The sequence below is a fragment of the Methylobacterium sp. C33D genome, assembly GCF_053345825.1.
The window spans coordinates 15,200-34,175 of sequence record NZ_JBKFAV010000036.1 but is presented as its reverse complement, the minus strand read 5'-3'; the positions used below and the strand labels follow the sequence as shown (position 1 = coordinate 34,175).

General features: G+C 74.0%; 17 protein-coding genes and 2 riboswitches. Of the genes, 12 read left to right on the top strand and 5 right to left on the bottom strand.

Annotation, left to right across the window (positions count from 1 at the left end):
• Window positions 1–13: 13 nt before the first annotated feature.
• Both ACLBXO_RS24290 and ACLBXO_RS24285 read right to left on the bottom strand, forming a co-directional pair.
• Window positions 14–265: a hypothetical protein gene (locus tag ACLBXO_RS24290; protein ID WP_331318842.1), complete on the bottom strand. Its 252-nt coding sequence runs from the start codon at window positions 263–265 to the stop codon at window positions 14–16.
• A 166-nt stretch (window positions 266–431) separates the two neighbouring features.
• Window positions 432–791 carry a hypothetical protein gene (locus ACLBXO_RS24285; protein WP_447686972.1) on the bottom strand — a complete coding sequence of 120 codons (360 nt, stop codon included), beginning with the start codon at window positions 789–791 and terminating at the stop codon, window positions 432–434.
• Window positions 792–1,008: 217 nt separating this feature from the next.
• Window positions 1,009–1,110, top strand: a riboswitch (glycine riboswitch).
• Between the two features lie 3 nt (window positions 1,111–1,113).
• Window positions 1,114–1,223, top strand: a riboswitch (glycine riboswitch).
• A gap of 65 nt (window positions 1,224–1,288) precedes the next feature.
• On the opposite strand from ACLBXO_RS24285, the gene ACLBXO_RS24280 reads away from it, so the two are divergent.
• From ACLBXO_RS24280 to ACLBXO_RS24255, 6 genes are all read left to right on the top strand, one after another.
• On the top strand, window positions 1,289–2,551 hold the full coding sequence (locus tag ACLBXO_RS24280) for a D-amino acid dehydrogenase (protein ID WP_447686971.1): 1,263 nt from the start codon (window positions 1,289–1,291) through the stop codon (window positions 2,549–2,551).
• 156 nt (window positions 2,552–2,707) lie between these two features.
• Window positions 2,708–3,847 (top strand): pyridoxal-phosphate dependent enzyme, encoded by a 1,140-nt coding sequence (locus ACLBXO_RS24275; protein ID WP_331318846.1) that lies wholly within the window; start codon window positions 2,708–2,710, stop codon window positions 3,845–3,847.
• Between the two features lie 44 nt (window positions 3,848–3,891).
• Window positions 3,892–5,013: a DSD1 family PLP-dependent enzyme gene (locus tag ACLBXO_RS24270; protein WP_331318848.1), complete on the top strand. Its 1,122-nt coding sequence runs from the start codon at window positions 3,892–3,894 to the stop codon at window positions 5,011–5,013.
• Between the two features lie 140 nt (window positions 5,014–5,153).
• Window positions 5,154–6,092, top strand: coding sequence for an ornithine cyclodeaminase family protein (locus tag ACLBXO_RS24265; protein WP_447686970.1), 939 nt, complete (start codon window positions 5,154–5,156; stop codon window positions 6,090–6,092).
• A gap of 43 nt (window positions 6,093–6,135) precedes the next feature.
• A complete protein-coding gene (gene cobF, locus ACLBXO_RS24260; RefSeq protein ID WP_447686969.1) occupies window positions 6,136–6,924 on the top strand; it encodes a precorrin-6A synthase (deacetylating) in 789 nt (262 codons plus the stop codon).
• 9 nt (window positions 6,925–6,933) lie between these two features.
• Entirely contained in the window at window positions 6,934–8,643 is a 1,710-nt protein-coding gene (locus ACLBXO_RS24255; RefSeq protein WP_447686968.1) for a DEAD/DEAH box helicase, read from the top strand.
• 760 nt (window positions 8,644–9,403) lie between these two features.
• Here the strand turns inward: ACLBXO_RS24255 and ACLBXO_RS24250 are convergent.
• From ACLBXO_RS24250 to ACLBXO_RS24240, 3 genes are all read right to left on the bottom strand, one after another.
• On the bottom strand, window positions 9,404–10,348 hold the full coding sequence (locus tag ACLBXO_RS24250) for an alpha/beta hydrolase (protein ID WP_447686967.1): 945 nt from the start codon (window positions 10,346–10,348) through the stop codon (window positions 9,404–9,406).
• 89 nt (window positions 10,349–10,437) lie between these two features.
• A complete protein-coding gene (locus tag ACLBXO_RS24245; protein ID WP_447686966.1) occupies window positions 10,438–11,571 on the bottom strand; it encodes a hypothetical protein in 1,134 nt (377 codons plus the stop codon).
• Between the two features lie 104 nt (window positions 11,572–11,675).
• Window positions 11,676–12,989, bottom strand: coding sequence for a sensor histidine kinase (locus tag ACLBXO_RS24240; protein WP_331318855.1), 1,314 nt, complete (start codon window positions 12,987–12,989; stop codon window positions 11,676–11,678).
• A 250-nt stretch (window positions 12,990–13,239) separates the two neighbouring features.
• Here ACLBXO_RS24240 and ACLBXO_RS24235 point away from each other — a divergent pair, with 250 nt between their 5' ends.
• The 6 genes from ACLBXO_RS24235 to ACLBXO_RS24210 all read left to right on the top strand — a co-directional run bounded on the left by ACLBXO_RS24235 (window position 13,240) and on the right by ACLBXO_RS24210 (window position 18,975).
• Window positions 13,240–13,503 carry a hypothetical protein gene (locus ACLBXO_RS24235; protein WP_331318857.1) on the top strand — a complete coding sequence of 88 codons (264 nt, stop codon included), beginning with the start codon at window positions 13,240–13,242 and terminating at the stop codon, window positions 13,501–13,503.
• A gap of 91 nt (window positions 13,504–13,594) precedes the next feature.
• Window positions 13,595–13,825 carry a hypervirulence associated TUDOR domain-containing protein gene (locus ACLBXO_RS24230; RefSeq protein ID WP_331318858.1) on the top strand — a complete coding sequence of 77 codons (231 nt, stop codon included), beginning with the start codon at window positions 13,595–13,597 and terminating at the stop codon, window positions 13,823–13,825.
• Between the two features lie 116 nt (window positions 13,826–13,941).
• On the top strand, window positions 13,942–14,436 hold the full coding sequence (locus tag ACLBXO_RS24225) for a (2Fe-2S)-binding protein (RefSeq protein ID WP_210035279.1): 495 nt from the start codon (window positions 13,942–13,944) through the stop codon (window positions 14,434–14,436).
• Window positions 14,433–15,476, top strand: coding sequence for an FAD binding domain-containing protein (locus ACLBXO_RS24220; RefSeq protein ID WP_331318860.1), 1,044 nt, complete (start codon window positions 14,433–14,435; stop codon window positions 15,474–15,476). Before ACLBXO_RS24225 ends, ACLBXO_RS24220 begins: the two co-directional genes overlap by 4 nt.
• 171 nt (window positions 15,477–15,647) lie before the next feature.
• Window positions 15,648–17,924, top strand: coding sequence for a xanthine dehydrogenase family protein molybdopterin-binding subunit (locus ACLBXO_RS24215; RefSeq protein ID WP_331318861.1), 2,277 nt, complete (start codon window positions 15,648–15,650; stop codon window positions 17,922–17,924).
• 115 nt (window positions 17,925–18,039) lie between these two features.
• A complete protein-coding gene (locus ACLBXO_RS24210; protein ID WP_331318863.1) occupies window positions 18,040–18,975 on the top strand; it encodes a dihydrodipicolinate synthase family protein in 936 nt (311 codons plus the stop codon).
• The last annotated feature ends 1 nt before the right edge of the window (window position 18,976 follow it).

The following is an 18,976-nucleotide window of genomic DNA, read 5'->3' as shown; positions in this document are numbered from 1 at the left end:
CGCCGCCGGAGGCTCAGACCTTCCGGGTCATCCTGGAGCCGGCATGGACCACCCGGCTCCGGCTCGGGCTCGGGCGTCGCGCCCGCATCCGCTGGCGCCAGACCAGGATCGCGCTCGCCACGCGATCGAGGGCGAGCATGCACAGGCTGCCGATGATGGCGAGCACGCAGGCGGCCCCGATCAGGACGCCCCAGATCCCGGGGGCCGGGATGATCATCAGGCACAGGAGACCGAAGACGGCCGCGCCAGGAATCCACTTCGCCATCGCGCCGTCCGCCTGAACAAGAAGGGTGTCGCTCGGGGACAACGTGCCCCGAGACCCTTAAGAGGGTTGGTTCGACTGGTGTGTAGGCGGATAGTTTTGTCCTTGAAAGATACAGATCTGTCGATCTAGGTTTATGTGCGGTAAATTCGGCGCCGAATATGGACGGTCATTGCCCTCCCGCGACCGGATCCTGATCCGCCAGCGGCAAGGTCCGTCCGGCGCTGACCAGATGGTAGAATCGGCCGTCGAACATCCGCATCACCGCCTCGGTGGCGGCGTGCGATTCCGGGCGGATCGGCGCGGCGAGGCAGGCGTCCAGGGCCGCCTGGTCGGGGAAGTCCATCTCCAGGATCATGGTGATCGGCCGCGCGTCGGCGTCCCTGGAGACGAGGCGCTGGACCCGCACGGCGGTGACGCCCGGGAACCGCCGCCAGAACGGCTCGAGCTCGTCCCGGACCCGGCGGAAGAACTCCTCCTCCCGCCCGTCGCGCACCGTGCCCTCGTAGATCGCGGTCCTGGTCAGCATCGGCCGTTCCCCGGAAGTCCCCGTCAAACCCCCGGGTCAACCGCCGGCGGCGGGGATCGCTCCCGCGATGATCCGGGAACGACTCGGGAACGACTCGGGAATGACCCGGCGGTGACCCGGCGGTGACAACGCGCAGCGGCTGTCGGCGGAATCGGTCGCCGGCGGGACCGGCAGGCTTCTCCCCCGCGGCCGATCGGCGTATCCAGGATCAGCCCATCGTGACGATGCGGGAGAGACCGGGATCTTCCCACAGAGGGGACCCGGCGCCGACGGAGCAACCGCCCCGGAAACTCTCAGGCACCGGAACCGTGTCGTCAGGGCGATCTGGAGAGCGGTGCAGCGGGTGGAGCCCGTGGGCACCCGCCGAAGGGGACGTCCGTGCCGCGCCTCGCCAGGGCGGGTCGGATCAAGCTCTCAGGCACCGGGACAGATGGGGCGCGCAACCGGCCGACCGCTCGCGGACGGCCTCCACGCGTCCAGTCCCGGAGACCAAGCCCATGACCCACATCGCCGTGATCGGCGCCGGCATCACCGGCGTGACGACCGCCTACGCGCTCGCCCAGCGCGGCTACCGCGTCACCGTCCTCGACCGGCAGCGCTACGCCGCCATGGAGACCTCCTTCGCCAATGGCGGCCAGCTCTCGGCCTGCAACGCCGAGGTCTGGAACAAGCTCTCCACGGTGATGCAGGGTCTGCGCTGGATGCTGCGCCGGGACGCGCCGCTGCTGATGAATCCCAAGCCTTCCTGGCACAAGCTGTCCTGGATGGCGGCGTTCGTCCGGGAGATCGCCCATTACCGCGCCAACACCGTGGAGACGGTGCGGCTGGCCCTGCAGGCCCGGGAGGCGCTGTTCGCCATGGCCGAGGCCGAGGGGATCGACTTCGACCTGAAGACCCGCGGCATCCTGCACTTCTACCGGGACCGGGCGAGCTTCGAGAAGGCCACGGCCGTCAACGCCCTGCTGCGGGAGGGCGGCCTGGAGCGCTACGCCGTGACCCCGGAGGAGATCCGGGCGATCGAGCCGACGCTGGCGGGGCGCTATCACGGCGGCTTCTTCACGCCCTCGGACGCCACCGGCGACATCCACAAATTCACCCGCGGCCTCGCGGCCGCCTGCGCGCGCAAGGGCGTCCGCTTCGTCCAGGACGCCAGCGTCGAGACCATCGCGCCGGGGGAGGGGGGCTACGCGGTTCGCTGGCGCGACGCGGGCCAGCCGGCCGGCGACGCGCGGGTCCTGCGGGCCGACGCGGTGGTGATCTGCGCGGGCTGCGCCAGCCGGCACTTCGCGGCGATGCTGGGCGACCGGGTCAACGTCTACCCGGTGAAGGGCTACTCGATCACCGTGAACCTGCTGAGTCCGGAGGCGCAGGCGGCGGCCCCGGAGGTGAGCATCCTCGACGAGGCGGCCAAGATCGTCACCAGCCGGCTCGGCGACGAGCGCCTGCGGGTCGCCGGCACCGCCGAGTTCAACGGCTTCAACCGCGACATCCGCCACGACCGGATCCAGCCGCTGGTCGACTGGACCCGGGAGCAGTTCCCCCGCGTCGACACCGACCGGGTGGTGGCCTGGAGCGGCCTTCGGCCGATGCTGCCGACCATGCTGCCCAGGGTCGGCCGCGGGCATCTGCCGGGCGTCTTCTACAACACAGGCCACGGCCATCTCGGCTGGACCCTCTCGGGCGCCACCGCCGAGCTCGTGGCCGGGGCGATCGCCGCCGAGCACGCGCCGGAGCGGACCGTTCTGCCGCTCGCGGCCTGACCCGGATTTCCGAAGGGCCCGAGGCCCTTCGGCGGGTTGTCGGGGCGGAGCCCCGACGGGCAGCACGGCGCGCTGTCCCATCCCCGGACGGGGGGGCGCGCCGCCGCAGATTATTTTGTATTCTCTTTCCGAACCACCCCCGGAAACCGAGCCGCGATGCCCTCGTCTCCCGCCTATCTCGACCCCGCGACCGGGGCGACCTACCCGATCGGGACGCCGCGCTGGCGCTCGGAGACGGGCGGTCCGCTGATGATCACCGACCTGCCGGGGCTCGGGCGGGCGGAGATCGACACGGGCCGGCGCTCCCTCTGGCGCTACGCCGCCGCCCTGCCGGTGGCGGTGGCCGACCCGGTCACGCTGGGGGAGGGCTGCACCCCGCTGGTGCGCCGGCCCTGGCGGGGCGGCCACGCCCATTTCAAGCTCGAGTGGTTCGCGCCCTCGGGCAGCTTCAAGGACCGGGGCGCCGCCGTGATGCTGTCGATCCTGCGCCAGCAGGGGATCGACGCGGTGCTGGAGGATTCCTCGGGGAACGGCGGCGCCGCGGTGGCGACCTACGCGGCCGCCGCCGGGATGCGGGCCAAGATCCTGGTCCCGGCCTCGACCTCGCCGGCCAAGACCGTCCAGATGCGGGCCGCCGGCGCCGAGGTCGAGCTGGTCCCCGGCACCCGCCAGGACACGGCCGACGCCGCGGTCGGCCAGGCGGAGTCGATCTTCTACGCCAGCCACAACTGGCAGGCCCACTTTCTCCAGGGCACCAAGACGCTGGCCTACGAGCTGTGGGAGGATCTGGGCTTCACCGCGCCCGACGCTGTGATCATCCCGTGCGGGGCCGGCAGCAACATCCTCGGCTGCGATATCGGCTTCTCGGAGCTGCTGCGCCGGGGGGAGATCGCCCGCCTGCCGCGGCTCTACGCGGTCCAGCCGGCCCACTGCGCGCCCCTGCACGCGGGTTTCGAGGCCGGCGCGGAGGATTTCCTGCCGGTGACGCCCCGCCCGACCCTCGCGGAAGGCGCCTCGATCGCCCAGCCGGTCCGCGGCCGGGAGGTGCTGGCGGCGCTCCGCCGCTCCGGCGGCGGCACCGTGGCGGTCTCCGAGGAGGCCATCGAGGCGGCCCTGATGGAGCTCGCCCGCTCGGGCCTCTACGTCGAGCCGACCTGCGCCATGGCGGCGGCGGCGCTCACCGACCTCACCGCGCGCGGCGCGATCCGGCCCGAGGAGACCACCGTGGTGGTGCTCACCGGCACCGGCATCAAGGCGACGCCGCGCATCGCCGAGCTTCTGGGCCTCGCCCCGTAATCCCGGCCCCCCACGAGATCCGCACGCGTTCAGGAGGACACACCATGCGCAACAACATCCCCGCCACCGTCGGGATGCCGGTCGAGGAGGTGGACACCCCCTGCCTGCTGGTCGACCTCGACGCCCTCGAGCGCAACGTCGACACGCTCGGACGCTTCATGAAGGCGCACGGCCTGCGCCACCGGGCGCACGCCAAGACCCACAAGTCGTCCGACATCACGGTCCTGCAGATCGAGCGGGGCGGGGCCTGCGGCGTCTGCTGCCAGAAGGTCAGCGAGGCCGAGGCGCTGGTGAGCGCCGGCATCCGCGACGTGCTGGTCTCCAACCAGGTGGTGGCGCCGAAGAAGATCGAGCGCCTCGCGGCGCTCGCCACCCGGGCGCGGGTGCTGGTCTGCGTCGACGACCTCGGCAACGTCGACGACCTCTCGGCGGCGGCGGTCCGGTACGGCGTCACCCTCGAGTGCCTCGTGGAGATCGACGTCGGCGCCGGCCGCTGCGGCGTCGCGCCGGGCGAGCCCGCCGTGGCGATCGCGCAGAAGATCGCGGCGGCGCCGGGCCTGCGCTTCGCGGGCCTGCAGGCCTACCAGGGCAAGGCCCAGCACGTGCGCGATTTCGGCGAGCGGAAGGCCCTGATCCAGACGGCGATCGACGAGACGAAGCGCACCGTCGACCTGCTCAAGGCCGAGGGGCTCGACTGCGCCATCGTGGCGGGGGCCGGCACCGGCAGCTTCGCCATGGAGGGCGGCAGCGGCGTCTACAACGAGCTGCAATGCGGCTCCTACGTCTTCATGGACGCCGACTACCAGCGGGTGAAGGACGCGGACGGGCGGCCGATCGCGGAGTTCGAGAACAGCCTGTTCATCTACACGGCGATCATGAGCAAGGCGAAGGCGGACGTCGCGATCTGCGATGCCGGCCTCAAGGCGCAGAGCATCGACAGCGGCCTGCCGGTGGTCTTCGGCCGGGACGACGTGGAGTACGTCAAGTGCTCGGACGAGCACGGGGTGATCAGCGATCCCGGCAACGTGCTGAAGCTCAACGAGCGCCTGAAGCTGATCCCCGGCCATTGCGACCCGACGGTCAACGTCTACGACTGGTACGTGGGCGTGCGGAACGGCCGCGTCGAGGCGATCTGGCCGGTCACCGCCCGCGGCATGACCCTGTAGGGGATTCCGAAGGGCCGAGGCCCTTCGGCGGGGTGTCGGGGCGGCGCCCCGACACCGATCCGCTCGAGGTCAGGGCTCCGCCCTGCACCCGCGAAAGGTCTCGACCTTTCGAAACCATGACGTGGGAGGCCCCTGAATCCATGCGCTTCATCTCCGAGGAGGACTCCGCCGCCCTGGTCGATCACGCCCTGGCGTTCGAGGCGGCCCGCGCGGCGCTGATCGCCGCGGTGGCGCCGGGCACCACCCTGTTCCCGGCGGTGCTCGGGCACGGCTCGGAGCCGACCAACCGGTTCTCGATCAAGTCGGGCTCCACGGCCGACTATGCCGGCCTGAAGGTCGGCTCGTTCTGGCCCGGCAACCCGGAGCGGGGCCTGCCGCGGCACAATTCGGTGATCCTGCTGTTCGACCAGGCCGTCGGCCGGGTCGACACGGTGATCGAGGCCGGGCGGGTGAACGCCTACCGGACCGCCGCCGCCGACGCGGTGGCGGCGAGCGTCCTGGCGCGGCCGGATTCGGCGGTGCTCGCCGTGTTCGGGGCCGGCAACCAGGCCGAGTTCGAGTGCGCGGCGCTCGCCCGGGTGCTGCCGATCCGGACGGTCCTGGTCGTCGCCCGGGACGCCGCCAAGGTCGCGGCCTTTGCCGAGCGGCTGGCGGGGCAGGGGGCGTCCGGGCTCGACGTGCGGGCGGCCGCGCCCCGGGAGGCCTGCGCGGCGGCCGACGTGATCGTCACGGCGACGCCGGCCCGGGCGCCGCTGTTCGAGGCCGACTGGGTCCGTCCCGGCACGCACGTCGCCGCCATGGGCGCGGATGCCAAGGGCAAGCAGGAGCTGCCCCCCGCCCTGCTGGAGCGCGCGGCCCTGTTCTGCGACCTGCCGGAGCAGTCGCGCACCATCGGCGAGTTCCAGCACGCCTCCGCGCAGGCTCAGGCGAGCCTCACGGCGCTCGGCGCCGTGCTGCGGCGCGGGGAGGGGGGCCGGGCGGACCGGGACCAGATCACCGTGTTCGATTCCTCCGGCATCGCCCTGCAGGACCTGACCATCGCCCGGGCGATCCTCGCCAAAGCCGACGCGCGCCTGTAGGGGGAGGCCGGCGCCGGCCCTCCCCGCCCCGGCGGAGGACGGCATGCAGGACAGGCAGATCCGGGTCATCGGCATCGGCACGGGCGATCCCGAGCACCTGACCCTCCAGGCGGTGCGGGCGCTCGCCGACGTCGACGCGGTGTTCGTCCTCGACAAGCGCGCCGAGACCGCCGACCTCGTCGAGATCCGCCGCCGGATCTGCGCGGCCCATATCCGAAACCCCCACCGGGTCGTCACCGTCGCGGACCCGCCCCGGGAGCGCCGCCCGGCCGATTACGGCCGCACCGTCGAGGCCTGGCACGCGGCCCGGGCCGAGCGGCTGGAGGCGGCCTTCGCGGCCCATCTCGGGGCCGGGGAGGTGGGGGCGATCCTGGCCTGGGGCGACCCGGCCCTCTACGACAGCGTCCTGCGCATCCTCGACCACATCCTGGCCCGCGGGCGCGTGCCGTTCCGGCGCAGCGTCGTGCCCGGGCTGTCCAGCGTGCAGGTCCTCGCCGCCCGCCACGGCGTGCCGCTGAACGGCATCGGCGGGTCGGTGCTGATCACCACCGGCCGTCGCCTCGCCGCGGGGTGGCCGGCCGAGGCGGAGAGCGTCGTGGTGATGCTCGACGGCGACCCGGCCTTCGCGCATCTCGACCCGGACCTGGCGATCTACTGGGGCGCCTATCTCGGCGGCCCGGACGAGATCCTGGTCTCGGGCCGGCTCGGCGACGCGGGCGAGGAGATCCGCCGGGTCCGCGCCGAGGCCCGGGCCCGGCACGGCTGGATCATGGACATCTACCTGCTGCGCCGTGACCGCGCCGCCACGGACAGGGCCGGCGCGGCCGGCTAGACCGCCGCCATGCTGCGCCTGCGGGACTACCAGCGCGCCAGCCTCGACGCGCTCTCGGCCGCCTGGGCGCGGGGAGGGGCGGACGACGCGGCGCCCGGCCACCTGATCGTGCTCCCCACCGGGGCCGGCAAGGCACTCGTGATCGCGGCCCTCGCGCGGGAGGCCTTGGAAGAAAATCCCCTCGCCCGGGTGGCGATCGTCACCCACAGCCGCGAGCTGGTCGCCCAGAATTTCTCCGAGCTGACCCGGTCGTGGCCGGGGGCGCCGGCCGGGATCTTCTCGGCCGGGCTCCGGCGGCGGGAGGCCGGGGCGCAGGTGCTGGTCTGCGGTATCCAGTCGGTGGCCGACCGGCTCGACGCGATCGGCCCGCGCGACCTCGTGATCGTCGACGAGGCCCACCTGATCCCCCGCGCCGCCGACACCCGGTACGGCCGCTTCCTGGCGGGCCTGCGGGCGCGGACCCCCGGGCTGCGGGTGGCGGGCCTCACCGCGACGCCCTACCGGCTCGATTCGGGCCGCCTCGACGAAGGCGAGCACCGGCTGTTCTCCGGCATCGCCTACGAGGCCGACACGTTCACGCTGATCCGGCGCGGCTACCTCGCGCCCCTCGTCTCCAAGGCGACGCTCACCCAGCTCGACGTCTCGGGCGTCGGCCGGCGCGGGGGCGACTACATCCCGGGCGAGCTGGAGGCGGCGGTCAACCGCGACTGGATCACCCGGGCGGCGGTCGCGGAGCTCGCCGAGTACGGGCGCGCCCGCCGGGCCTGGCTCGCCTTCTGCGCCGGCCTCGCCCACGCGGACGCCGTGCGCGACGCGGTGCGGGCGGAGGGGTATTCCTGCGAGAGCGTCTCGGGCGAGACACCCCGCCGGGAGCGCGACCGGATCGTGGCGGCGTTCCGGGCGGGACAGATCCGCTGCCTGACCTCGGTCGGTGTGCTCGGCACCGGCTTCAACGTGCCCGAGGTCGATCTGGTGGCGCTGCTGCGCCCGACCCGCAGCACCGGCCTCTACGTGCAGCAGGTCGGCCGGGCGCTGCGCTGCGCGCCCGGCAAGGCCGACGCGCTGATCCTGGACTATGCCGGCCTGGTGCGGATGCACGGGCCCGTGGACGCCGTGACGGTCCGGAGCGCCACCCAGGGATTGGGCGGGGCAGGGGCCGCGCGCGCCAAGCCCTGCCCCGGCTGCGGCGCCCTGATCGCGCTGAACGCCTCCACCTGCGAGGCGTGCTGGACCGAGCCGGAGGCGGACCCGGATGCCGAGGCCCCGCACGAGGCCGCCGCCGACGACGAGCTGGCGATCCTCTCGGCGGATCCCGGGCTGCCCGGCCCCGAGCCGGCGGGCCCTGCCCCGGCGACCGAGGCCGGATGGCGGGAGGCCGCCTGGCATCCGGTCACAGCCCTGGATCTGGAGGCCGCGCCGGACGGGCTCGACCTCGTGCTCGGCTGGCGGGACGGTCCCGCCGCGGCGTCGTGGCGCGTCCGCCTGCGGCCCGAGCGCAGCGGCTACGAGCGGGAGAAGGCGGTGTCGTGGTGGCGCGGCCTCGGCGGCGGCCGGGACGCGCCGATGAGCGCCGCGGAATTCCTGGAGCGCGCCGCGTTCCTGGCCCGGCCGGCCTCGGTCCGGATCCGGCCGGGCCGGCTGTCGGAGCATATCGACTGCCGGACGCGGGACGGTCGGATTCTCGGCGACGTGCGCCGTCTGGCCGGGCGCGCCGCGTGAGGCCGCGCGGGCGGCCCGGGCCGCGGGGAGGGGGCTCGGACCGCCCTCGCCCGTTCCGGAAGCCGCCGAGCCGGACGGGGCCCGCCACCGGGCCCGCCACCGGGGCCGCCACGCCCGGATCCGGGCATCGCGCGGCGGCCGTCCGGGCTGCCAGGCGGCGGCCCGAACGGCAGGCCACCCCTCACCCCGCCCGAATTGGCCCCTGTATTCCATAATATATCTTATGCGAATATCGGAGATGGTTCCGTGGGGCCGGATCGTGGGGCCGGATCGTCCGGTGTCCGGGCGCCCCGGCCTCGAGGCTGCACGGGTGGATGACGGCCGCTGATCGGACGTCACGTCGAGGCCGCAGGGATGGAAGGCCGCGCGCACCGCCGCCGGGCACGTGGGACGGAGGGGCCAACGGGGCGCCGAAGCCCGACGCGCCCGGGCAGGGCGGTCGGCTCAGGGGGCCGGAGGCCCCTCCCCGCGGCGGATGGACCGGGCCGACGCACGGCCGAGCGCCGCTGCGGCGCCCCAGCATCGCCCAGCGCCCCGCGCGGCAGTGGCGGCGTCCCGGGTCTCAGGGCGTGACCGCCCGCGAAACCGGCGGCGATCTCCGACGCGCCCGGCGCGGTGCTGTCCGTGCGGGCGAGGGCCCCTGCGGGCAGGCCGGGGGCTCGCCGGTCCCCTGCCCTGCCTGCCCGATGGCTCCGGAGATGGCTCCGGAGCCGGATGGCAGACCCGTTGGGACCGCCGCGGGGCGACGGTGCGCGCCGCGTCAGCGCATCACCGACACGCTGGTCAGCCAGAGCCGGCAGAGCCTCGGCCAGAGGGCGACCGGCGCCTCCGACCGGCCGATCCCGAAACCGTGACCGCCGACCGCGAAGCGGTGGTACTCGACCGGCACGCCCGCTCTGCGGCAAGCCGCGTCCAGGATGCGGCTGTGCTCCGGGCTGATGACCGCGTCGTCGTCCGCCTGCACGAGGAACAGCGTGGGGCAGCCGGACCCGATATGGGTCTGGAGCGACCAGTCCCGGCTCGCCTCCGGGCTCGGGGTCTCGCCGACCAGGGAGCGGCGGGTGGTCGTGCGGTCGTAGGGCGGCTCCAGGCTCACCACGGGGTAGATCAGCGTCGCGAAGTCGGGCCGCGCCGACAGGTCGTCGGCCGCGTCGACGGGGTCGTAGGCCCGGAACGCGGAGCGCGCGGCGACGAGGCCGCCGAGGTGCCCGCCGGCGGAGAAGCCGAGCACGCCGACGCGGGCGGGGTCGATCCGGAAGCGGGCGGCCGCGGCGCGGATCAGGCGCAGGGCCCGCTGCCCGTCCTGGAGCGGCGCCAGGGGGCCCGCCGCCCAGCCCTCGCCCGGCAGGCGGTAGGTGAGCACGAAGGCCGTGATGCCCTGCGCGGCGAGCCAGAGCGCGGCGGGGAGCGCCTCCTTGACCATCCCGATCCGGGCGTAACCGCCGCCGCCGGCGACGAGGACCGCCACGCCGGTCGGCGTCTCCGGGGCGTACACCTCCAGGACCGGCACGGCGACGTTCTTCACGGCGCCGCTGTCGTCGCGGACCGGCGGACCCTGCGGACCGCCGCCGCCCGGCGGCTCCCCCGGCCAGAGCGGGATCCGCTCCGGTGCCCCGACGGCGTCGGCCCCCCGCGCGGACAGGACGGCCGAACCCGCGGCCAGGGCGAGGAGCAGAGAGCGGCGGTCGGGCACGAAACCGGGCATGGGCCCCCTCGCGACGGGCGCGGTCCCGTGCGGCCCGGTAGGCAAGACCGCCGTGCCGGATCGGTTCCCGGTCGGGCGCCGGTCCGGGTCTACAGGACCCGCGGCAGCAGCCGGCCGAGGAGATCCCGGCCCGGGAACCGGACCGGCGGCATCGGCAGCTCCGGCGCCGGCTCGTCCCCCGGGATCGGCCCCTCGGCGAAGCGGGCCCCGGCGGACCAGAACCCGTCCCGCCGCGTGCCGATCATGCCGAGCCCGACGGGCTCCCGCGTCGCGTCGGGGCGCAGCCGTCCCGCCGCCCAGACGCGCTGCCAGCACCGGCGCCGCGACAGGTCGGCGTCCCGCCAGCCGAGCCGCGCGTAGCCGGCCGCCGCGAAGACCCGGTCCCCGGCGAAGTCCTCCGGAATCCACACCCAGCTCGAGAACACGTGGACCGTGTCGGCGCGGAAGCCGGCCGGATCCACCGCCCGCGTGTAGGCGCTCAGAGCCGTCGCCCGGTGCCGGCCGACGTGCCGGCGCAGGCGTCCCGGCAGCGTCAGCGCCTCCGGGAAGGCGGCGGCGTCGAGGCGGGTCGGCGCCGCGCCGCGCTCCAGCGCGTAGGCGCTGTCCACGAGGTGCATCCAGGGTTCGAGGTCGACCTCCCAGGCCTGCTCCACCGGTGCGAACCGGCGGACTTGTCCCTCGATCAGCCGGTCGGCGACGCGCCGGGCCGGTACGGGGGCCCAGTCCGGCCCGGCCTCGGTCACGCGGAGCAGCGTCGCGGGCCCGTGCGCCCGGACCGCCTCGACCAGGCGGGCGAAATCGGATTCGGGCTCGTCGCGGCCGACCTTGCGCACCAGGATCTTCGAGCCGTCGGCGAGCTCGTCCAGCAGCTTGCGCTTGAGATGGGCCAGCCGGCCGTACTCCCGCTCCAGCAGCGCCTCCGGCTCGATCGAACCGGCCGGGTGCCCGGTATTCGCCCAGATGTTGTAGGCGACGCTGTGGCAGTAATAGGTGCCGCCGGAACTGACGGAGAGCCGCAGATCCCCCGGCACGCCGAAATCCGCGAAGCCGCAGCGCAGGCCGCGGATCAGGTCCGCCATGGGCGTGTAGGAGAAGCGCAGCAGGCCGGAGGGCTCGACCCCGCCGTAGCGCTGCACGAACCCGAATTCGCAATTGTCGCCGAGGCTCCGGAAGGCGTGGAGCCGTTCGGCGAGGAGCGCCGCCGTCGTCCTGTTCTCGGTCACTGCATCCGCTCTGTCTCGCGCCCTGTCTCGCCGCGCCCGTCGCGCCCGGGCCCGGCGGGGCAGGGCTATTGTCCAGTCCCGGCCCGGTCGGGGCGCACGCCGCCTCAGCCGGCCGGCGGCACCTCCGGGGATACCGCAGGCGGCACCTCCGGGGACACTTCGGGGGGCACCTCCAAGGGCACCTCCAAGGGCACCTCCAGGCGGAAGCAGGCGCCCTTCCCCCGGCTCGGGATCGTCAGGCTGCCGCCGAGCTGGCGCGTGAGGCTGCCGATCACCCGCATGCCCAGGCTCTTCGAGTCGCGCCCGATCGCGAACCCCGCCGGCAGGCCGATCCCGTCGTCGGCAACCTCGACCACGAGCCCCTCGGGCCGCCGCTCGGCGCGGACCCGGATCTCGCCGCCGGCCGGGTGCGTCTCGGGGGGGTAGGCGTATTTCAGCGCGTTGGTGACGAGTTCGTTGACCAGGAGGCCGATGGGAATCGCCCGGTCGGCCGAGATCCGCTGCGGGCAGGCCGTGCAGGCGAGCCGCTGGCCCGGCACGCCGCTGGCGAGGTTGGCCACCAGCTTCTCCAGGAAGGGCGCGAGGTCGAGCTCGCCCGGCACCCCCTCCCCTTCACCCGCGACCGTGTCACCCTGCCGCCAGAGCTGGTCGTGGACGCCCGCGATCGCCTCGACGCGGCTGCGCGCGTCCGCCAGGGCCGCCTGCACGGCCGGGTCCTCGGCGGCCCGGGCCTGCAGGGCGAGGAGGCTCGCCACGATGGCGAGGCTGTTCTTGACCCGGTGGCTCATCTCGCGGGCGAGCAGGTCCTGCCGGGCGAGGGCGGCCCGCAGCAGGCTCTCGGTGCGCTGGCGCTCGATGGCGCCGCCGAGCAGGTTGGCGAAGCCCTGCATGAAGGCGATGTCGGCCTCCGCGAACATGCCCTCGCGGGTGTCGTCCACCTCCAGCACGCCGAAGGCACCGTCCCGGTTCTCGATCAGCACGTTGATCGCCCGGCGGATGCCGTGCTCGGCCATGAGCTGCGGCGTGCGGAACCGGGTCTCGTCCGCGAGGTGGTTGGAGATCACAGGCCGGCCGGTCTTGAGGGCGAATCCGGCCGGGGAGGCGAGATCGGCCCCGATTCGGGCCTTGCCGATCACGTCGGGCCCCCAGCCGACACCGGCCCGGACCAGCAGGGTGTCGGCGCCGCGCCGATACTCCAGGGCCTTGCAGAACTCGGCGCCCATGCCCTGCGCGCACAGCTCAGCGGCCCGCTGCAGCAGGTGGTCGACATCGGTGCCGCGCAGGGCCTCGACGCCGAACTCCGACAAGATCGCCTGCTGGCGCAGGCGATAGTCGAGATCGGGCGGCGCGGGCGCGCGGCGCGGCTCGGGGCTCGGTTCCACTTCGGTCTGGTCGGTCTGGTCGGTCTGCGGAGTCATGGAGGGCGGCAGGGTAGCAGGAAGGTGGCCCCGGCGCGAAGCGGCGTCGCCCGGAGGAGCGCGTCCGTCCTCGCACCCGTCGTCGCAAGTGTCTTCGTACGTGTCGTCGCACGTGTCGTCGCACCCCGGCGACCGCCCGGACCCCCCGGCCCCGTCCGGCGTTCGTCCGTCGAACACGCTTCGAGAAACGCTTCGAGGAACGAGAAACGCTTCGAGGAACGCGTGGAGAAACGCGCAGAGGAACCCACGCATGGCCGACGACCTGAACGGACTGTCCGACAAGGCCCTCTCGATCCTCGCCTTCGCGGCCTATCACCGGCTCGTCAGCGGCGAGACGGTCACCTCGGTGATCCGCCGGGACGGCGCCGGCCACGAGGCCGACCCGGAGGGCGTGCAGGAGCTGGAGGGGCGCGGCCTCGTCACCGCCGGCGCGCGCGCCATCGACCTCGGCGAGACCGCGCAGGCGGCGGTCGAGACGATGGTCGCCGCCCTGCGCCGGGAGGTCGGCCGCTGAGTGCGGCATTCCGGCCGTGGAAACCCGGGAACGCGCCCGCTCCCGGGGGCCTTTCCCCGCATCCACGCCCACATCCACCATGGAGACACGCATGACCGCCAAGGCGAAGGTGAAGACCGGGGACGACGTCACCTACAAATGGGGCACGGGTACCGTCTCGGGTGAGGTGACCAAGGTCCACACGCGGGACGTCGAGAAGACCATCAAGGGCAACACGGTGAAGCGCGAGGCCTCGAAGGCCGAGCCCGCCCTCGAGATCAAGACCGCCAAGGGCAAGACGGTGCTGAAATCGGCCTCGGAGGTCCGGGTCAAGTCGGCGTGAGCGCGCAACCTTCGCGTGCCGTGATCTTGCGCACATCGCTTTCTGCTTAAGGTCTCGCCGGGAGCGTGGCGGCGGCTATCTGTAACGGTTCCAGCCTCGGTAGCCGGGACCCCCGCATGACCATTCCCCTCAGGCTCACCCTGAACGGGCAGCCGCGCGAGATCGCCCTCGACGATCCGCGCGTCACCCTCCTCGATCTCCTGCGCGAGCGCCTCGGTCTGACCGGCGCCAAGAAGGGCTGCGACCGCGGCCAGTGCGGCGCCTGCACGGTCCTGGTGGACGGGCGCCGGATCAACAGCTGCCTGACCCTCGCCGCGAGCCTCGACGGCGCCGAGGTGCTGACCATCGAGGGGCTCGCCGAGGGCGACCGGCTGCACCCGGTCCAGGCGGCCTTCATCGCCCATGACGGCTTCCAGTGCGGCTTCTGCACCCCCGGCCAGATCATGAGCGCGGTCGGCCTGATCCGCGAGGGCCACGCCGGCACCGATCCGGAGCGCATCCGCGAGGGCATGAGCGGCAATCTCTGCCGCTGCGGCGCCTACGCGGGGATCCTGGACGCCGTGCAGGACGCGGCCGCCCGGACCTCGGAGCAGCGGGAGGACGCGGCGTGAGGACCTTCGATTACATCCGCCCCGCGAGCGTACCCGAGGCCGTGGCGGCCGGCCAGCAGCCGGGGACCGCCTTCCTCGCCGCCGGCACCAATCTCGTCGACCTGATGAAGGGCGGCGTCGCCACGCCGGAGCGGGTCGTCGACATCACCCGCCTCCCCGGCCTCTCGGCCATCGAGCGGCTGCCGGACGGCACCGCCCGGGTCGGCGCCCTGGTCCGCAACAGCGACCTCGCCCACGATCCGGCCTTCGCCAAGGCCTACCCGATGGTCGCCGAGGCCCTGCTGGCCGGCGCCTCGGCGCAGCTGCGCAACGCCGCCACGGTCGGCGGCAACCTGATGCAGCGCACCCGCTGCCAGTACTTCACCGACGCGGTCTCGCCCTGCAACAAGCGCGCGCCCGGTTCCGGCTGCGCGGCCCTGGGGCACGCCACCCGCATCCACGCGGTCCAGGGCTGGAGCGAGCACTGCATCGCCACCCACCCGTCCGACTTCTGCGTGCCGCTCGCCGCCCTCGACGCGGTGGTCGAGATCGCCGGGCCGGACGGCACCCGGGAGGTGCCGCTCACCGCCTTTCACCACCTCCCCGGCGATCACCCGGAGCGGGAGACCGACCTGCGGGCCGGCGAGCTGATCACCGCCCTGCGCCTGCCCCCCGAGGCGGCCGCGTTCCGGGGCAACGCCCGCTACCTCAAGGTCCGCGACCGCACCTCCTACGCCTTCGCGGTCGTCTCGGCGGCGGCGGCCCTCACCCTGGAGGCCGGCGGCCGGATCGGGCAGGCCCGGCTCGCCCTGGGCGGGCTGGCGCTCAAGCCCTGGCGGGTGGCGGAGGCCGAGGCGGCGCTCGCCGGACAGGCACCCTCCCCCGAGGCCTTCGCGAAGGCCGCAGACGCGGCGCTCGCCGGCGCCAAGCCCACCGGCGAGGCCAACGCCTTCAAGGTCGAACTCGCCCGCCGAGTGGCGATCCGCGCCCTCGCCCAGGCCGCCGCGGGCACGCCCGCCCGGATCCCGGCGCTCCCCGCCTCCCCGTTCGGCATCGTCTGACACGCGGTCGATGGCTTGGCACCGCCGTCCCTGCGAGCGGAGCGAAGCAGCCCAGTCGGCGCCGCGACCTGCGATGTCGCGCTGCCCCGGGTCACTTCGCGCCGCTCGTGATGGCGGCGGGAGCCGCGTCGACCGGAAGCCCCAACCCGAACCCGTCTCGAGGAGACCCGCATGACCGCGACCTCCAAGCCGTCGAACATGACCGCCTCGAACCTCCCCGCCGGCGCGATCCGCCACGGCTCCAGCATCGGCCAGCCGCTGACCCGGCGCGACGGCCCCCTCAAGGTGACGGGCCAGGCCCGCTTCTCCGCCGACAACCTGCCCCCCGGCACGCTCCACGCGGCGCTCTGCGTCGCACGGATCGCCCGCGGCCGCGTCACCGGCCTCGACGTGGCCGCCGCCGAGGCGCATCCCGGCGTCGTGGCGGTGATGCGGCCGGGGCACGCCCCGACGCTCGCCAAGGACCCGGACGCCAAGGACGGGCCATTCACGTTCCGCCTGGACCTCCTGCAGAACGACCGCGTCCGCTACGCCAACCAGCCCATCGCCGTGGTGATCGCCGAGACCCTGGAGGCCGCCACCGAGGGCGCCCGGCTGCTCGCCCCGACCTACGCGGCCGAGACGCCGCGGATCGGGCTCGATTCCGGCGAGGCCTTCACGCCGGATTCGGTCGGCGTCGGCGCGCCGCCCGTCGAGACGGACGGCGACGTCGAGGCCGGGCTCGCGGCCGCGTCCAGGACGATCGCCGCCACCTACGAGACGCCGGCCCAGTACCACAACGCCATGGAGCCGCACGCGGCCGTCGCCAGCTGGGACGGGGACCGGCTGACGCTGTTCATGCCGACCCAGGCGCTCGCCATGTCGCAGGCGAGGCTCGCCGGGCTGTTCGGCATCGGCCCCGACGACATCCACATCGAGAGCCCCTATCTCGGCGGCGGGTTCGGGTCGAAGGGCGTCCCGGCCGGGCCGCAGGTGCTCGCCTGCATGGCGGCCAAGCTCGTGGGCCGGCCGGTGAAGCTCGTCCCGACCCGCACCCAGATGTACGGCCCGATGGGCCATCGCGGGCCGACCCGGCAGACTCTCCGGCTGGGCGCCGACGCCTCCGGCAAGCTGACGGCCCTCGACCACCACATCCGCACCGCCTCGTCGAGCTTCGACGACTTCTTCGAGCCGGCGGGCCGGGCGACCAGCACCCTCTACGCGAGCCCGGCCATCGCCATCCGGCACGAGGCCGTGCGGCTCGACACCGGCACGCCGCTGTTCATGCGCGCGCCCGGCGAGGCCACCGGCAGCGTCGCCCTGGAGAGCGCGCTGGACGAGATGGCCCACGCGCTCGGCATGGACCCGCTGGACTTCCGGCTCGCCAACTACGCGGAGGTCGAGCCCATCACCGGCAAGCCGTTCTCCTCCAAAGCCCTGCGGGACTGCTACCGCCGCGGCGCCGAGGCCTTCGGCTGGGCCGGTCGCCCGCTGCAGCCCCGCCAGACCCGCGACCGGGACGGGTTCCTGGTCGGCACCGGCATGGGCACCGCCACCTTCCCGGCGCTGATCTTCGAGGGCATGGCCCGGGCCGAGATCCGCGCCGACGGCACCGGCACGGTGGAGCTCGGGGCGATCGACATGGGCCAGGGCTCGTGGACGGCGCTCGCTCAGATCGCCGCCGACGGGCTCGGGATCGGGATGGACGCCCTCACCTTCCGGATGGGCTCGTCAGACCTGCCGAATGCCGGCATCGCGGGCGGCTCGGGCCACACCGCCACGGCGGGCGGCGCGGTCCACGCGGCGGCCGGCGACGTGATCCGGCAGCTCGCGGAGCTCGCCACCAACGATCCCGCCTCCCCGCTCTACGGCGCGGGCAATGCCGGCGTGACCGCCGCGGGCGGGCATCTGACCCGGCGCGACGATCCGGGCCGGAGCGAGTCCTTCACCGACATCCTCCGGCGGGCCGGCCGGTCGCGCATCGAGGGCCAGGGCAAGGCCGGCGCTGACCCGGCCGCGCAGGCCTCCTACGCCATGCACGCCCACGGGGCGGTCTTCGCCGAGGTGAAGGTCGATCCCGATCTCGGCCAGATCCGCGTGAGCCGCCTGGTGGGCGCCTTCGCGGCCGGCCGGGTGATCAACCCGCGCCTCGTCCAGAGCCAGTATTACGGCGGGATGATCTGGGGCCTGTCCTTCGCCCTGCACGAGCGGGCCGAGATGGATCCGCGCACCGGCCGGTTCCTCAACGACAACCTCGCCGAGTACCACGTGCCGGTGAACGCCGACGTGCCCGCCATGGAGGCGATCCTGGTCCACGAGGACGACGCGGTGGTGAACAACCTCGGCGTGAAGGGGGTCGGCGAGATCGGGATCACCGGCACGGTGGGGGCCATCGCCAACGCGGTCTGGCACGCCACCGGCGTGCGGGTCCGCGAGATGCCGATCACCCTCGACAAGCTGCTGGGCTGATCGGGCGGGTCGGGCGCGTGGAACCGGTCCCGGGCGCGTCGCGTCGCCCGGGATTTTCCGGTATGGGGCAGGCCACCCGGCGGCCGGCGGCGGCCGCAGCAGCGCGGAGACCGGCATGCCTCTCACCAGCGACATCGGCGGCGTCGTCCCGATCGCGCCGACGCCGTTCCATCCGGACGGCCGGATCGACGAGGTCTCCCTCGACCGGATGACCGACTTCTTCGGGGCGGCCGGCGTCGACGGCCTGACGATCCTCGGCCAGCTCGGCGAGGCCGGCAAGCTCGACCACGCGGAGGGGATCGCGGTGGCGCGGCGCGTCCTCGGGCGCACCCGGCTGCCGGTGATCGTCGGCGTCACGGCGCCGGGCTTCGCGGCCATGCGCTCCCTCGCCCGGGAGGTGATGGAGCTGGGCGCGGCCGGCGTGATGATCGCGCCGCCCAACACGCTCCGCACCGACGACCAGGTGGTCGGCTATTATCGGAACGCCGCCGAGGCCGTGGGCCCGGACGTGCCCTTCGTGCTTCAGGATTATCCCCTCACCTTCTCGGTCCAGATGACCCCCGGCGTGATTCGCCGGATCGTGTCTGAGAACCCCTCCTGCGTGATGCTCAAGCACGAGGACTGGCCGGGGCTGGAGAAGATCTCGACGCTGCGCGGCTTCGAGGCGGACGGCTCGATGCGCCACATCTCCATCCTCGTGGGCAACGGCGGCCTGTTCCTCGATTTCGAGACCGAGCGCGGCGCCGACGGGGCCAATACCGGCTACGCCTTCCCGGAGATGCTGGTCGACGTGGTCCGCCTCGGCCGGTCCGGCGAGCGCGACGCCGCCCACGACCTGTTCGACGCCCACCTCCCCTATCTCCGCTACGAGCAGCAACAGGGCCCGCTGGGGCTCGCGGTCCGCAAATACGTGTTCATGCGCCGGGGGATCTTCGCGTCCGACGCGCAGCGCAAGCCGTCCCAGGCGCTGACCGCGCAGGCGAAGGCCGAGGTCGAGTACCTGCTGGCCCGCCTCGCCCGCACCGACGCGCGGGCCCGGCTCTCCGCTTAGG

Coding starts and splice junctions, on each gene's coding strand:
- ACLBXO_RS24270 (WP_331318848.1), top strand. CDS start 3,892: ATGCGCAACAACATCCCCGCCACCGTCGGGATGCCGGTCGAGGAGGTG.
- ACLBXO_RS24230 (WP_331318858.1), top strand. CDS start 13,595: ATGACCGCCAAGGCGAAGGTGAAGACCGGGGACGACGTCACCTACAAA.
- ACLBXO_RS24275 (WP_331318846.1), top strand. CDS start 2,708: ATGCCCTCGTCTCCCGCCTATCTCGACCCCGCGACCGGGGCGACCTAC.
- ACLBXO_RS24235 (WP_331318857.1), top strand. CDS start 13,240: ATGGCCGACGACCTGAACGGACTGTCCGACAAGGCCCTCTCGATCCTC.
- ACLBXO_RS24225 (WP_210035279.1), top strand. CDS start 13,942: ATGACCATTCCCCTCAGGCTCACCCTGAACGGGCAGCCGCGCGAGATC.
- ACLBXO_RS24255 (WP_447686968.1), top strand. CDS start 6,934: ATGCTGCGCCTGCGGGACTACCAGCGCGCCAGCCTCGACGCGCTCTCG.
- cobF (WP_447686969.1), top strand. CDS start 6,136: ATGCAGGACAGGCAGATCCGGGTCATCGGCATCGGCACGGGCGATCCC.
- ACLBXO_RS24280 (WP_447686971.1), top strand. CDS start 1,289: ATGACCCACATCGCCGTGATCGGCGCCGGCATCACCGGCGTGACGACC.
- ACLBXO_RS24210 (WP_331318863.1), top strand. CDS start 18,040: ATGCCTCTCACCAGCGACATCGGCGGCGTCGTCCCGATCGCGCCGACG.
- ACLBXO_RS24285 (WP_447686972.1), bottom strand. CDS start 791: ATGCTGACCAGGACCGCGATCTACGAGGGCACGGTGCGCGACGGGCGG.
- ACLBXO_RS24240 (WP_331318855.1), bottom strand. CDS start 12,989: ATGACTCCGCAGACCGACCAGACCGACCAGACCGAAGTGGAACCGAGC.
- ACLBXO_RS24265 (WP_447686970.1), top strand. CDS start 5,154: ATGCGCTTCATCTCCGAGGAGGACTCCGCCGCCCTGGTCGATCACGCC.
- ACLBXO_RS24215 (WP_331318861.1), top strand. CDS start 15,648: ATGACCGCGACCTCCAAGCCGTCGAACATGACCGCCTCGAACCTCCCC.
- ACLBXO_RS24290 (WP_331318842.1), bottom strand. CDS start 265: ATGGCGAAGTGGATTCCTGGCGCGGCCGTCTTCGGTCTCCTGTGCCTG.
- ACLBXO_RS24250 (WP_447686967.1), bottom strand. CDS start 10,348: ATGCCCGGTTTCGTGCCCGACCGCCGCTCTCTGCTCCTCGCCCTGGCC.